This window comes from Candidatus Limnocylindria bacterium (assembly GCA_036523395.1).
In the GTDB taxonomy this organism is placed as follows: Bacteria; Chloroflexota; Limnocylindria; order P2-11E; family P2-11E; genus CF-39.
Window position 1 is genome coordinate 32,085 of record DATDEH010000060.1, and the last position, 13,456, is coordinate 45,540.

Below are 13,456 nucleotides of genomic sequence, written 5' to 3' on the forward strand. Positions count from 1 at the left end.
CCCTGCCCAATTGCATAAATATGCGGCCGACCGCATAATATGCGGCGATGCCGGTGAAGGTCGCGATCGTCGGGGCGACGGGCTACGCGGGTGGGGAGCTGGCGCGGTTGCTGCTGCGCCACCCCGAGGCGCGGCTCGTCGCCGCCGTCGCCCGCGGCCGCCAGGGCGAGGCGCTGCGTGACGTCCAGCCGCACCTCCACGCCGCGCCGTCGTCGCTGGTCGTCGGTGGCGATCCCGGCGACGCCGAGGTCGTCTTCACAGCGCTGCCGGCGGGAGAGGCTGCGAAGCTCGCGCCGGCGTGGCTGGCGGAAGGCCGCGCGGTCATCGACATCGGTAGCGACTTCCGGCTCCGCGATCCCAAGGACTACGAGCGCTGGTACTCGTACACGCATCCCGCGCCGGAGCTGCTGAAGGAAGCGGTCTACGGACTCACGGAGCTGACCCGCAGCCGCCTCCGCGCTGCGCGCGTCGTCGCGAATCCCGGCTGCTATCCCACCGCAACGCTCCTGGCGCTGCTTCCGGCTCTCAAGGCGGATCTCGTCGAGGACGACCTCGTCGTCGATGCGAAGTCGGGCGTGTCCGGAGCCGGCCACAACGTCGACGATGCCTATCTCTTCGGAACGATCGACGAGAGCGTGCGGCCGTACGGCGTGCCGAAGCATCGGCACACACCCGAGATCGCGCAAGAGGTGCGCGGAATGTCGGGACGGGCGCCGCGCCTCACCTTCACGCCGCACCTCATCCCGATGACGCGTGGCCTCATCGCCACCTGCTACGCGACCCTGCGTGACGGCGTCGACGCGGCACGCGTCGCCGACGCGTATGCGACGGCGTACGCGGAGGAGCCATTCGTACGCGTCACGAGCTCGTACCCGGCGACGAAGGCAACGCTCGGGAGCAACTGGTGTCTGGTGCACGCCGTCGTGGACGCGCCGAACCGGCGTCTCGTCGCGTTCGGCGCGCTCGACAACCTCGTGAAGGGCGCCGCCGGATCGGCGATCCAGAACCTGAACGCGATGCGCGGTTTTCCCGAGACGATGGGTCTCGACGCGCTGCCGCTCTGGCCATGACCGACGGTCGCGGCGTCACATTCGCGCACGGCTTCCGCGCCGGAGCGGCGAAAGCGGGCGTGAAGCACGGACGGCCGGAGCGCCTGGACGTGGCGCTCATCGTGTCGGAGCGGCCGTGCGTCGCAGCGGCGGTCTTCACCACGAACCAGGTCATCGCCGCCCCCTGCGTCGTGACTCGCCGCCACGTCGAGCGTGGGCCACTGCGCGCCATCGTCGTGAACTCAGGCAACGCGAACGCGTGCACGGGGGAGCAGGGCGAGCGCGATGCGATCGCGATGGCGGAAGCCGCGGCGGCCGTCGTGGGCTGCTCCCCGTACGAGATCGCGGTCGCGAGCACCGGCGTGATCGGCTTCAAGCTGCCGGTCGAGCGGATCGCTGCGGTGCTTCCGGGCATCGAGCTCACTGAGGTCGGCTGGGATGACACCTCGCGCGCGATGATGACGACGGACACGCGCCCCAAGGTGACCGAGCGCGAGCTGAATCTCACGGCGGGCACGGTGCGCATCGGTGGGGTCGCGAAGGGCGCGGGGATGATCCATCCGAACATGGCCACGCTTCTCGCGTTCATCACGACGGATGCGGTCGTCGAGGCCAGCGACCTGCGGCGCATCGTCTCGCGCGCAGCGGACACGACGTTCAACGCGATCTCGGTCGATGGGGACACGAGCACCAACGACACCTTGCTCGTCCTGGCGAACGGCGCCTCAGGCGTCACGCCGAGGGGCGCGGACCTCGCGACGTTCGAGGAGGGCGTTCGCACCGTATGTGCGGATCTCGCGCGAATGATCGTCGCCGACGGCGAGGGCGCCACGAAGGTGTTCGAGGTCCGCGTTCGCGGAGCCGCTTCAGCAGCCGACGCGCGCCTCGCGGCTCGGACGATCACCAACTCGAACCTCGTGCGCACCGCAATCCACGGCGGCGACCCCAACTGGGGTCGGATACTGGCTGCCGCGGGCCGCTCCGGCGCGCGAGTGGACGACCGCAAGGCGAGCGTGCGCATCGGCGATCTCTTCGTCTATCGGAGTGGCGCGCCGCTCGTCGTCGCCGATGCCGACGTGCGTGCATTGTTCGCGGCAGACGCGATCGAGATCGAGGTGACGCTCGGTCTCGGCGAAGGTCAGGCCGTGGCGTGGGGCTGCGACCTGTCGGCGGAATACGTGCGCATCAACGCCGAGTACATGACGTGAGCGACGTCCTGGTGCTCAAGATCGGTGGCTCGATCATGGGTGATGAGGCCGCGGCCCTCGATGTCGTGGCGGCGCTCAACGACGCGGGTCATTCGCTCGTCGTCGTGCACGGTGGTGGTCCGCTCGCGACGGAATGGTCGGGACGGCTCGGTCTGGAGACTCGTTTCGTCCGCGGGCTGCGCGTCACCGACGCCGCGACACGCGACGTCGCTCTGGCCACCATGGCCGGACTCGCCAACTCGCGCGTCGTGGCGGCGCTGATCGCGCGCGAGGTGCCCGCGGTCGGACTGTCGGGGATCGACGGCGGAATGCTGCGCGCGGAGCGCGAGGACGCGGAGCTTGGTCTCGTCGGCCGGGTGAGCCTCGTCGACAGCGCGCTGCTCGAAGAGTTGCTCGCGGCGGGACGTGTGCCGGTCGTGGCGCCCGCGGCGCTGGATAAGAAGGACGGCGAGATCCTCAACGTGAACGGTGACGGCGTGGCTGGCGCGCTCGCCGCGAGCCTGGGCGCGCGGCTGCTGGTGTTCGTGACCGACGTCCCGGGTGTGCGCTCGAAGGATGGCAAGGTCATCACGTCGCTCGATGCCGCGCGCGCGAAGGCGCTCGTCGACGACGGCACGATCGAGGGCGGCATGGTGCCCAAGGTCGAGGCCTGCCTGATCGCCGCGAGCGCCGGGTGCCGGTGCGCGATCGTCGCAGCGCGCGGCGCCGACGCGATCGAGCGACTGCTCACCGGCGAGCAGGTTGGCACCGTCTTCGAGGCCGCGGCATGAGAGAGGCGCTCACGCGCAAGCATCACCGGCAGCAGGCACTGGTGCGCCTGGTCCGTCAGGGGCGCCTATCGACGCAGGAAGAGCTCGTGCGCGCGCTCAAGAACGCAGGGTTCCCGTCGACGCAGGCAACGGTGTCGCGCGACATCGTCGAGCTCGGCCTGGTGAAGGTCGCGCGCGATGGGGCACACATCTACGCGCCGCCCTCCGTCGTGAGCCAGGGCGGCACGGATCGCCTGCGCCGTTTCAGCGAGGACTATCCGGTCGAGGCGGCGGTCGCGGCGAACATGGTCGTCCTGCGCTCCTCGCCGGGCACAGCGAACGCGCTCGGCGCGGCGCTCGACGCGTCGGGGCTCACCGAGATCCTCGGTACGCTCGCTGGCGACGACACCGTCTTCGTCGCGACCTCGACCGAGCGGCATGCGCGTTCCCTGCTCACGCGTCTCACCGCGTTCGGCATCGCCCGAAGGGAGAAGTCATGACCGCGCCGGAGCACAGGGGGGAGACCTGCGTCCTCGCGTACTCAGGCGGCCTCGACACGAGCGTCGCGGTGGCGTGGCTGCGCGAGACGCACGGCTTCGAGGTCGTGACGTGCACCGGCGACCTCGGCTCGGTCCGCGACCTCGAGCAGATCCAGAAGAAGGCGATCGCGAGCGGCGCGCGCAAGGCGATCGTGCAGGACGCGCGCGACATCTTCGTGCGCTTCTTCGTGTGGCCGGCGCTGCAGGCCGGCGCGCTGTATGAGGAACGCTATCCGCTTGCGACCGCACTGGGTCGGCCGCTGCTGGCGAAGCTGCTCGTCGACGCGGCGCGTGAGGAGAACGCTCGCTTCGTCGCGCACGGGTGCACCGGCAAGGGGAACGACCAGGTGCGCTTCGACCTCGCCGTCGGAGCGCTTGCCCCGGACCTCAAGGTGATCGCGCCGATGCGAGGCGGTATGAACATGACACGCGACGAGGAGATCGAATACGCGCGCGAGCGCGGCATTCCTGTTGAGGCAACCAAGCAGAGCCCGTATAGCGTCGATGAGAACCTGTGGGGTCGCTCGATCGAGGCCGGAGTTCTCGAAGATCCGTGGGGCGCGCCGCCGCGCGACGTGTTCCAGTGGACCGTCGATGCCGACGAGGCGCCCGCGAAGCCGCGCGAGATCGTGATCGGATTCCGCGAGGGGCTGCCGATCAGCCTCGACGGCGACGAGACCCTGGGCATCGAGCTCGTCGAGCGTTTGAACAAGCTCGGTGGCAAGTACGGGGTGGGCCGCATCGACCAGATCGAGAACCGGCTCGTGGGCATCAAGTCGCGTGAGATCTACGAGGCGCCGGCGGCCGTCATCCTCCATCTTGCGCACCGCGCGCTCGAGGACATGGTGCTGACCAAAGAGACGCTGCGCTTCAAGGCGCAGGTCGCGCAGGAGTACGCCGACCTCGTCTACAACGGCCTGTGGTTCACGGCACATCATCAAGACCTCGCGGCGTACGTACGCAGCACGCAGCGCTTCGTGAGTGGCGAGATCCGCGTGCGCCTCCATCGCGGGGCGGCGACGATCGCCGGCCGCCGCTCACCGCACTCCCTCTATTCGACAGCGCTCGCGACGTATGGCAAGGGCGACCAGTTCGACCACAAGGCGTCCGAGGGCTTCATCACCGTCTTCGGTCTGCCGCTCCGCACGCAGGCGCGGATCCAGTCGCTCTGGGGTGAGGGGAGCGAGGCGATGCTCGATGTGCCGAAGAAGGCGCTCGAAGCCCCGCAGGCGAAGAAGAAGACCAGGTGAGCAAAGACCTGTGGAAGGGACGCTTCGAGGGCGCGCTCGATCCGAAGGTGCGCGACTTCACCGCGTCGCTCGAGCTCGATAAGCGTCTCGCGTCGCACGACGTGCGTGGCAGCATCGCGCACGCACGGATGCTCGGCCGCCAGAACGTGATCTCAAAGGACGAGGCGGCCACGCTCGTGCGGGAGCTGGAGCGCATCGCAGGGGAGCTCAAGAATGGCACGTTCGCGTGGCCGGCCGACGCTGAGGACGTGCACTCCGCGGTCGAGCGCGTGTTGACGGAGCGCGCGGGAGCCGTCGGCGGGAAGCTCCACACCGGCCGGAGTCGCAACGATCAGATCGCGCTGGACCTTCGTCTGCTCGTCGTCGAGCTTCTCGATGGTCTCGATGCCGCACTGGTGTCGTTCGCGCGGGTCCTGGTCGAGCGGGCGTCGGACGAGTCGGACACCGTGATGCCCGGCTACACACACCTGCAACGCGCGCAGCCGGTGTCGCTCGCGCATCACCTGCTCGCACATGTCGAAGCGCTACGACGCGACCGGATGCGGGTGAGCGAGGCTCGCGAGCGTGCGGCGACGTCGCCCCTCGGTGCCGGCGCGCTGGCCGGGGTGCCCTACGCGATCGATCCGCAGGCGGTCGCGCGCGAGATGGGTCTCGCGCGGACGTTCCGCAACAGCATCGATGCCGTGGCGGACCGCGACTTCGTCGCCGACTTCACGTACGTGTGCGCGCTTGTTGCCGTGCACGCATCACGCTTCGCCGAGGAGCTCGTCCTGTGGACCACCGCCGAGTTCGGCTTCGCCGAGTTCTCGGATCGGCACGCGACCGGGTCGAGCATCATGCCGCAGAAGAAGAACCCGGACGTCGCGGAGCTCGTGCGCGGCCGTGCGGGTCGCATCATCGGCGACCTCGTCGCGGTGCTCACCACGCTCAAGGGACTGCCTCTCGCGTACGACGGCGACCTGCAGGAGCAGCGCGTTCCCCTGTACGACGCGGCCGCGGTGATCCCGGCCCTCGAGACGCTTGCGCTCGTCGTGGGCGGCGTGCGCTTCGACCGCGAGGCGATGCGCCGCGCGACCGAGCGCGGAATGCTGACAGCGACGGATCTCGCCGACCACCTCGCGCGCCGCGGTGTGCCATTCCGCGAGGCGCACGAGATCGTCGGTCGCCTCGTGCGCGAACGACTCGCGCAAAAGAAGGACCTGGCCGACGTCACGCTCGGCGAGCTGCGCGCCGTCGATCCGCGTTTCGGCGAGAGCGCGGTCGACGAGGTCGACGTGTCGCGCTCGCTCGCATCGCGGTCGTCGCCCGGCGGAACCGCGCCCGAGCGCGTGCGAGCGGCGATCGAGGAAGCCCGCACCGCGCTCCTCGCATGAGCCCGCAGATCAGGCCGGCGCGCACCGACGATGTCGACGCGATGCGAAGGCTGATCGACGGATACGCGGCGCAGGACCTGATGCTGTCGCGATCGCCCGAGTTCCTCCTCGAGCACCTCGGCGATTACATCGTCGCTGACGACGCCGGCTTCGCCGGATGCTGCGCGCTCGCCGTGCTCACGCGTGATCTTGCCGAGATCCGATCGCTTGCGGTGAAGCCGGAAACGTCACGTCGCGGAGTGGGGAAGGCGCTCGTCGATGGCTGCGTCGAGCGGGCGAGGACGCTCGGCCTGCGCCGTGTGTTCGCGCTCACGCTCGTGCCGGAGTTCTTCGAGCGCTGCGGTTTCACGCTCATCAGCCTCGGCCGGCTTCCGGAGAAGAGCGCCGCGGAGTGCCCCGTGTGTCCGAAGCGTTTCGCGTGCGACGAGCAGGCGATGCTGATGGATCTTGACGGCACCAAGCCCGAGCCGCTCCGCCCTGGCGAGCCGTGGGGCTACACACGAATCTTTCTCGGGCAGGAGCCGGCCCGCTAGCGTCAGGGCTGCGGCTTCAGCATCTCCATCGTCGCGGCCCGGCCCGTCTCGCCTTCCACGACGTAGAGCACGTCGGCGATCGTGACGAGTGCCCCACCGCCGCGCGGCGACCGCAGCCGTGGACCGAAGTGCCAGTGGTCGAGCGTGAAGATGTGTATGTCGGGCGCGACGACCCAGAACCATCCCGCGGCCTCCGCCGCGCGCCCGCCGACGACCGGCTTACGCAGGTCCGGCAGCCGCGTCCACTCGTTGCGCACCGGGTCGTAGCACTCGAAGGCGCGCTCGCCCCCGTTCCCGCCAGCCGCGCAGACGCTTCCTCGATAGGTTCCGACGGCGAGGTGGTCGCGCGGAGTTGGCATCGCTGCAAGACCGGTGATGAGCTTGCCGTGGTCGTACACCCAGACCTCTTTGACCCAGTTTCCGTCCTGCCCGACGCCTCCGACGATGTACGCACGCTCGTCGATTACGGCGATGCCGCCGGCCGCGCGCGCCGCCGGCATCGGCGTATGTTCGATCCAGCGCGCGTCGTTCGCGCTTAGGCTGAAGACGCGATTGGTCGGTCGGCCGAACACGTATCCACCGAAAACGTAGACGCGGTCATCGACCGTCGCGGCCATCGCGTGATCGAGCGAGATCGGCAGGTCGGGCGCCGACGTCCGTAGGCCGGTGCTCAGGTCGTAGCGGTAGACGTGCAGTCCATCGTCCGCCGTCCCGGTCCCGCCGATGACGTAGGCGGCTCCATACAGCGTCGTTTCTGCGACGTCCCCGCGTGCGGGGTAGCTCGGGCCGAGCGTCGTCCAGCTCTGTGTCTGGAGGATTTCGGCATCTCCGCTTTCCGCGGATACACCGCCGACGGGCGCGACCACGTACGGGGCGGTCACGATGAACTGCGCCGTAGCCCGCGGCGTCGCCGTTGCCTGCGGCGTCGTCGTGGCCTTGTCCGCCAGTCGCGGCACGACCAAGGAAACGACAACTCCAATGACGACCACGGGCGCGAGGACGAGGCTGAGCGATCCTGCGCGCCACGGTCCCCGGTTCGCAACCGGCTCGGGCTCGTCCAGCTCGATGATCTGGGTGTCGCTCACAGCAGTGAGGTACAACCTACGCCCGGACGACGTTCCGCCAAGGGGAATGAGCCGCGCCTGCCTTGGCGTTAGCGTGTTGATCATGCCCGTACTGCTGACACCAAAGGGGGCGCGCGGCACGGGATTCCGGTATGTTCCGGCTGTTCGGCCGGCGCATGCGCATCCAGGGCAGGCCGCTTCTACTGCTGACGACCACCGGCGCGAAGAGGGCGTCAGTGATTCGCGACTCATCGTGGCATCGAACGCCGGCGCGGCCTCACATCCGGCGTGGTACGTGAACCTCGCGCGCCGTCCCGAGGGAGCGGCGATCGAAGTCGACGGCCGTCGCTTCGCGGTCAACGCCGACTCGCTGCACGGACCAGAACGCGACCGCGCGTGGAAGCGCATCGTCGCGCTCGCGCCTGGTTATGGCAAATATGAACGGGACACAGATCGAGAGATCCCGGTGGTACGAGTCACGCGTAGACCCTGAGGCAGCTAGCCTTCGCCGATGTCCCAACGCGCGAAGGCTCTGGTGGCCGGCATCGACGCGCTCATCATGGGTGCGTTCACGTTCAGCGAGAGCGGCGGGACGTTCGGGATCGGTATCCCGGACCTCGTGCTGTGGGGCTCGGTCGTCGCGGCCGCGGTCTGCGCGCTCGTTGTGTTCACGGACGGCGCGGCGGTTATCGCCTGGATCGCCATCGGTTACGTCCTCTTCGGTGCCCTGCTGACGAACGGCAGCCCGAACTGGCCGCTCGTGGCGCTGGCTCTCGCGCTGATGCCGCTCGTCCCGCGACCGAATGGTTCGCTGGGTCTCGGCGTGCTCATCGCATCAGGTGCGGCTGTCGTCGCACGCGTGCTCGTCGGTCTGCTCGTCTGAGGGACACGAGCGAATAGCATCTTCCGGTGACCACGCGACCGACGATCCGTTCGGTGAACGGGCTGGTGGCGACCGACAACCATCTCGCCACGGCCGCCGGCATCGCCGTCCTTCGTGATGGTGGCAGCGCCGTCGACGCCGCGGTCGCGGCCGCGGCTGTGTGCGCTGTGACCCAGCCGCATCGCACCGGGATCGGCGGCGACCTCTTCGCGCTGGTCTACGACGCCCGCACTCGAGAGGTGCAGGCGTACAACGGGTCGGGAGCGGCAGCGAAGTCGCTCGACCGCGAATCGTTCCCCGACGGCTTCCCAAAGGGTGGGCCGCGCGTCGCCACGGTGCCCGGCGTGCTCGCTGCGTTCTCCGACCTGATGGCCGACCACGGCCGCCTCGGTCTCGAGCGCGTGCTCGCGCCCGCCATCCAGTACGCGGAGGAAGGATTCCCGGTGAGCGACGGCCTCGCGGAGGGATTCGTCGACAGCGGCGCGCGTCTCGATGAGGAGTGCGCGCGCGTCTTCGGTCCGGTCGGTCGTTTCCCGCGCGCCGGCGAGATCCTGCAGCAGACCGAACTCGCGCAGACGCTGCGCGAGGTCGTGACGCACGGGACGGCCGCGTTCTACGGCGGCGATCTTGGCGAGCGTTTCGCCAAGGGACTCGCGACGATGGGCGGTCACATCACGCTCGACGACCTCGCGTCGCACGCGACGGATCGACCCGAGCCGATCGCCGTCACGTACCGTGGCCTGCGCATCTTCGGACAGCCGCCCGTGTCGCAGGGTCACATCCTCCTGGAAGAGCTCGCGATCGCCGAAGGCCTCGACATGAAGGAGTTCCCGTGGGGAAGCGCCGACCTCGTCCATCAGATGGTCGAGATCAAGAAGATGGCGTTCGCCGACCGCGATGCCTACGCGGGCGACCCGAAGCACATGGGTTTCGCGGCCGATCGGCTCCTTGACGGACCGTTCGTGGCGAGCCGTCTCCGCGCGATACCGGCCAAAGCGAGCGAGCGCGCCGAGGCGGGTGCGCTTGCCGTGCTCGCGACGGACACGACGTACATGGCGATCGTCGATCGCGATGGCAACGCGGTCTCGCTCATCGAGAGCGTCTTCAGCGAGTTCGGGTCGGCGTCGATGGTCCCGGGCACAGGCATCCTGCTGAATGACCGGCTGACCGGCTTCTCGCTCGACGCCGCATCGCCGAACGTGCTCGCTCCCGGCAAGCGGCCGATCCACACCCTGAACACGGTCATCGCGCTCGGCGGTGTCACGCCGCGCTTGGTGTTCGGCACGCCGGGCCGGCACGCTCAGGTGCAGACGAACTTCCAGCTCGCGGTCGCGCTCATCGACCACGAAATGGATGTCCAGCGCGCGATCGAAGAGCCGCGCTGGTATCACGAGTCCGGCCGCGCACTCAAGGTCGAGAACCGTTTCACGGAGCAAACGCGCAAGGGGCTCGCGGCGAAGGGTCACGAGATCGCGCTCGTCGGCGACTGGGCCGAGGTGACCGGCGGCGCGCAGGCCATCGCGATCGACGAGAACGGCGTATTCAGTGGTGGCGCGGATCCTCGCCGCGAGGGCAACGCGGCCGGCTACTAGCCGTTGCGTTCCCTTGTTGCGCTCCTCTACGCGGCGCTCGTGGTGGCCTCGGCGTGCGAGGCGCTGCCGCCATCTCCCGATCCGGTCGCGAAGGCGTACGCCGACGCCTGGACGAAGGGCCACTACCAGGAGATGTGGGATCTCCTCACCGACGAGTCGCGCGCGCGTGTCGGAACGGCGGGATTCGTCGACCGGCTGCCGCTCATCGCGCAGGAGATGACGCTGCGGTCGCTCGAGGCGACGACCGGACCATCGACACGGGAGAAGCTGCCAAACGGATCGCCCGATCCGCGCCGCGCGACGGTCACGCTCGACGTGACGTTCCACACCACGCGGGTCGGAGACTTCAAGCGAAGCACGACGCTCTCGCTCGTGCTGGTCGGAGAGAAGGACAAGGCCGCCTGGCGGATCGCGTGGACTCCCGAGGCGATCCTGCCGAAGCTGTCGGCGGGGCGCCTCGTGCGCATGATGCGCATCGGGACGTCGCGTGGCCGGATCATCGCGCGCGAGGGCACGGAGCTCGCGACCTTCATCGACGGCGCGACCGTTGGGGTCGTTCCCGGACAGGTGCGCTCCGAGGATGGGCTCGCAACGAGCCTCGCGCCGATCCTCGGGCTGCGGCCCGATGAGATCAAGGCGAAGCTCCACCAGTCGTGGGTGCGGCCCGACACGTACGTTCCGATCCGGAATCTTGCCGGCGCTTCGCTGACCGCTGCGCGTCCCGCGCTAGGCGTGATCGAGGGCGTGCAGCTGCAGGCGACCCGCGTCCGCAGCTACCCGACGGGGCTCGCGTCGCAGACGTTGGGGTATCTCGCAGAGGCGAGCGATGTGGAGGCTCAGAAGCGCGCCGCCCGCGGCGTGCAGGCGGGCGATCTGATCGGAAAGGCCAACAGCGGTCTCGAGGACACGCTCGACGAGGTGCTCGGTGGAACGTACGGCTGGCGGCTGACGATCATCGAGCCGAACGGTGATGTCGCCGAAGTGCTGGGCGAGAGCGTGCCGATCCCCGGGATGGACGTCGTGCTCTCGCTCGACCCCGCGCTCCAGCTCGCGGCCGAGAACGCGCTCGGGGACCGCAAGGGCGCTCTCGTCGCGGAGGATCCATGGACCGGCGAGATCCTCGCGATCGCGAGCCGGCCGACGTTCGATCTGAACGCGTTCGCGAACGGCGACGGGCTCAACATCGCGCGCTTCTCGGCCGACGCGCGCAAGCCGCTCTTCAACCGCGCGACGTTCGGTCAGTACCCGACCGGCTCGTCCTTCAAGCCGATCACGGCAGCGGCAGCGATGAAAGAGGGCCTCTACAAAGCTGGTGATCGCATCGACTGCCCGGCGCGCTGGACCGGCTACGGGGAGCAGTGGGCGCAGCTGAACCACGAGACCGGGAACCTCGGGCTCATCGATCTCCGCACCGCGCTTGCGCGGTCCTGCAACACGTTCTTCTACGAGCTCGGCAAGCGCCTGAACGACCGCAACGCCGATCTGCTTCCGAGCGCCGCGAAGAGCTTCGGTCTCGGGAAGGCAACGGACATCGACTACGTGCTCGAGGCCGAGGGGATCGTGCCGAGCCCCGCTTGGAAGTCGCAGTACTTCGCGAACCCGGCGGACAAGGTGTGGAACCCAGGTGACGCCACGAACCTGGCGATCGGGCAGGGCTTCCTGCTCGCGACGCCACTGCAGATGGCGAACTACGCCGCGGCGCTCGCGAATGACGGGATCGTGTGGAAGCCGCGTCTGGTGCTGGAGTTCCGCGACCGCGCCGGCACGCCACAGAAGAAGTTCGAACGCGCGGAGCTCGGGCACGCCGCAAGCATTCCCACCGACCTCACGCAGATCCGTGACGGGATGCGCTCCGTCGTCGCCGACACCGACGGCACCGTCTACTTCCCGTTCCGCGGCTTCCCGGTCTCGGTCGCCGGCAAGAGCGGCACGGCCCAGACCCCTACCGACCCTGACGGCTGGTTCATCGGCTTCGCGTCCTTTGAACAGCCATCGATCGCGTTCGCGGCCGTGTTCGAGGAGTTCCACGAGACGCCGGGCAACTTCGCGTCGCAGGTCGCGGGCGCCGCGGCGCGTTCCGTCGTGGGCGCGAAGTTCGGTGTGAAATGAATGAGGTAAGGGTCACGTACCCGCTCACGCTCACATTCAAGTTCCTGACCATCAGCTCGTACATCCGTGTCGTCGATGCGACCGGCCGGCTCGTGAGCTACGTCAAACAGCGAGCGTTCCGGCTTCGGGAAGACGTCACGATCTTTGCCAACGAGGAGCAGACGCAGCCCGTCTACCACATCAAGGCGAACAAGATCATCGACATCGGCGCGACCTACGCGATCACCAGCGCCGACGGAAGATCACTCGGTGCGGTGAAGCAACGTGGGATGCGCACGTTCTGGAAGGCGACGTACGACATCCTCGACGAGACCGGGAATGCCATCGGTCTCCTCCACGAGCAGAACGCCTGGGTGAAGGTCATCGATGGACTCATCGGCGAGATCCCGCTCATCGGCTTCGTGATCCAGCAGTGGATCAACCCGACGTACCTCATCGACGGCGCCGACGGCACGACGTGTCTGCGTTTGCGCAAGCGGCCGTCGTTGATCGAGCGCAGATTCACCCTTGAGCAGGACTCGCCACTACCGTCGCGCCTCGAACAGGTGGCGCTGCCAGCGGTGCTCATGGTCGTCCTGCTCGAGCGCGGCAGGGGCTAGCTGGGCGTCGTCGAGGTCAAGACCACCATCCGCGCGCCGGCGGGTCGGTGCTTCGATCTCGCGCGGAGCGTGTCGGCACATCTGTCATCGACGGAGCAGACCGGCGAGCGTGTGGTCTCGGACGTCGCGTCCGATCTCCTCGGACCGGGCGATGTTGTCACCTGGGAAGCCACGCACCGCGGGGTGCGCCAGAGATTGACATCGAAGATCACACAATTCGATCCACCGCGTTCGTTCGAGGACGAGCAGGTCGCCGGGCCGTTCAAGATCTTCTGGCACCGGCACGAATTCAGTACGACCGATGACGCCACCGTGATGACCGACCTCGTGCGCTACCGCGCTCCCCTAGGTCCTATCGGGTCGCTCGTCGAGCGCGTCTACCTCGACCGCTATCTCAGGTCGTTCCTCGAACGGCGCGCCGCGCGTCTGCGCTCGCTGGCCGAATCCGCGCCATGACCGTCTCCGCCTAAAATCGACCTATCCCGACAATCACTGACGCCCCGGCGAC

14 protein-coding genes are annotated in these 13,456 nt (G+C 68.6%); 13 read left to right on the forward strand and 1 reads right to left on the reverse strand.

The genetic code is table 11. From position 1 onward, the window contains the following. Positions 1-47 precede the first annotated feature (47 nt). The 7 genes from argC to VI056_08375 are packed head-to-tail and all read left to right on the forward strand — an operon-like array spanning position 48 to position 6,701. On the forward strand, positions 48-1,070 hold the full coding sequence (gene argC, locus VI056_08345; protein ID HEY6203040.1) for an N-acetyl-gamma-glutamyl-phosphate reductase: 1,023 nt from the start codon (positions 48-50) through the stop codon (positions 1,068-1,070). Beyond that, positions 1,067-2,257, forward strand: coding sequence for a bifunctional glutamate N-acetyltransferase/amino-acid acetyltransferase ArgJ (gene argJ, locus VI056_08350; GenBank protein ID HEY6203041.1), 1,191 nt, complete (start codon positions 1,067-1,069; stop codon positions 2,255-2,257). Before argC ends, argJ begins: the two co-directional genes overlap by 4 nt. Next, entirely contained in the window at positions 2,254-3,027 is a 774-nt protein-coding gene (gene argB, locus VI056_08355) for an acetylglutamate kinase (protein HEY6203042.1), read from the forward strand. The genes argJ and argB overlap by 4 nt, the downstream gene beginning before the upstream one ends. After that, on the forward strand, positions 3,024-3,506 hold the full coding sequence (locus tag VI056_08360; GenBank protein HEY6203043.1) for an arginine repressor: 483 nt from the start codon (positions 3,024-3,026) through the stop codon (positions 3,504-3,506). Before argB ends, VI056_08360 begins: the two co-directional genes overlap by 4 nt. Next, positions 3,503-4,795 (forward strand): argininosuccinate synthase, encoded by a 1,293-nt coding sequence (locus VI056_08365; GenBank protein ID HEY6203044.1) that lies wholly within the window; start codon positions 3,503-3,505, stop codon positions 4,793-4,795. Before VI056_08360 ends, VI056_08365 begins: the two co-directional genes overlap by 4 nt. Next, positions 4,792-6,168 (forward strand): argininosuccinate lyase, encoded by a 1,377-nt coding sequence (gene argH, locus VI056_08370; GenBank protein HEY6203045.1) that lies wholly within the window; start codon positions 4,792-4,794, stop codon positions 6,166-6,168. The genes VI056_08365 and argH overlap by 4 nt, the downstream gene beginning before the upstream one ends. Continuing rightward, positions 6,165-6,701: an N-acetyltransferase gene (locus VI056_08375; GenBank protein HEY6203046.1), complete on the forward strand. Its 537-nt coding sequence runs from the start codon at positions 6,165-6,167 to the stop codon at positions 6,699-6,701. The genes argH and VI056_08375 overlap by 4 nt, the downstream gene beginning before the upstream one ends. A 2-nt stretch (positions 6,702-6,703) precedes the next feature. On the opposite strand, the gene VI056_08380 is transcribed toward VI056_08375, so the two are convergent. Beyond that, positions 6,704-7,786 carry a hypothetical protein gene (locus tag VI056_08380; GenBank protein ID HEY6203047.1) on the reverse strand — a complete coding sequence of 361 codons (1,083 nt, stop codon included), beginning with the start codon at positions 7,784-7,786 and terminating at the stop codon, positions 6,704-6,706. An 82-nt stretch (positions 7,787-7,868) separates the two neighbouring features. On the opposite strand from VI056_08380, the gene VI056_08385 reads away from it, so the two are divergent. The 6 genes from VI056_08385 to VI056_08410 are packed head-to-tail and all read left to right on the forward strand — an operon-like array spanning position 7,869 to position 13,404. After that, positions 7,869-8,258, forward strand: coding sequence for a nitroreductase/quinone reductase family protein (locus VI056_08385; GenBank protein ID HEY6203048.1), 390 nt, complete (start codon positions 7,869-7,871; stop codon positions 8,256-8,258). Between the two features lie 18 nt (positions 8,259-8,276). Further along, positions 8,277-8,648 carry a hypothetical protein gene (locus VI056_08390; protein HEY6203049.1) on the forward strand — a complete coding sequence of 124 codons (372 nt, stop codon included), beginning with the start codon at positions 8,277-8,279 and terminating at the stop codon, positions 8,646-8,648. Positions 8,649-8,674: 26 nt separating this feature from the next. Next, on the forward strand, positions 8,675-10,240 hold the full coding sequence (ggt, locus tag VI056_08395) for a gamma-glutamyltransferase (protein HEY6203050.1): 1,566 nt from the start codon (positions 8,675-8,677) through the stop codon (positions 10,238-10,240). A 3-nt stretch (positions 10,241-10,243) separates the two neighbouring features. Beyond that, positions 10,244-12,349, forward strand: coding sequence for a penicillin-binding transpeptidase domain-containing protein (locus VI056_08400; protein ID HEY6203051.1), 2,106 nt, complete (start codon positions 10,244-10,246; stop codon positions 12,347-12,349). Further along, on the forward strand, positions 12,346-12,948 hold the full coding sequence (locus VI056_08405; protein HEY6203052.1) for a hypothetical protein: 603 nt from the start codon (positions 12,346-12,348) through the stop codon (positions 12,946-12,948). The genes VI056_08400 and VI056_08405 overlap by 4 nt, the downstream gene beginning before the upstream one ends. Then, positions 12,949-13,404, forward strand: coding sequence for an SRPBCC family protein (locus tag VI056_08410; GenBank protein ID HEY6203053.1), 456 nt, complete (start codon positions 12,949-12,951; stop codon positions 13,402-13,404). Positions 13,405-13,456 lie beyond the last annotated feature (52 nt).

Excerpts from the sequence above, each read along its gene's own strand:
- argC (HEY6203040.1), top strand. The coding sequence starts at position 48 with ATGCCGGTGAAGGTCGCGATCGTCGGGGCGACGGGCTACGCGGGTGGG.
- VI056_08365 (HEY6203044.1), top strand. The coding sequence starts at position 3,503 with ATGACCGCGCCGGAGCACAGGGGGGAGACCTGCGTCCTCGCGTACTCA.
- argJ (HEY6203041.1), top strand. The coding sequence starts at position 1,067 with ATGACCGACGGTCGCGGCGTCACATTCGCGCACGGCTTCCGCGCCGGA.
- VI056_08360 (HEY6203043.1), top strand. The coding sequence starts at position 3,024 with ATGAGAGAGGCGCTCACGCGCAAGCATCACCGGCAGCAGGCACTGGTG.
- VI056_08390 (HEY6203049.1), top strand. The coding sequence starts at position 8,277 with ATGTCCCAACGCGCGAAGGCTCTGGTGGCCGGCATCGACGCGCTCATC.
- VI056_08375 (HEY6203046.1), top strand. The coding sequence starts at position 6,165 with ATGAGCCCGCAGATCAGGCCGGCGCGCACCGACGATGTCGACGCGATG.
- VI056_08385 (HEY6203048.1), top strand. The coding sequence starts at position 7,869 with ATGCCCGTACTGCTGACACCAAAGGGGGCGCGCGGCACGGGATTCCGG.
- VI056_08405 (HEY6203052.1), top strand. The coding sequence starts at position 12,346 with ATGAATGAGGTAAGGGTCACGTACCCGCTCACGCTCACATTCAAGTTC.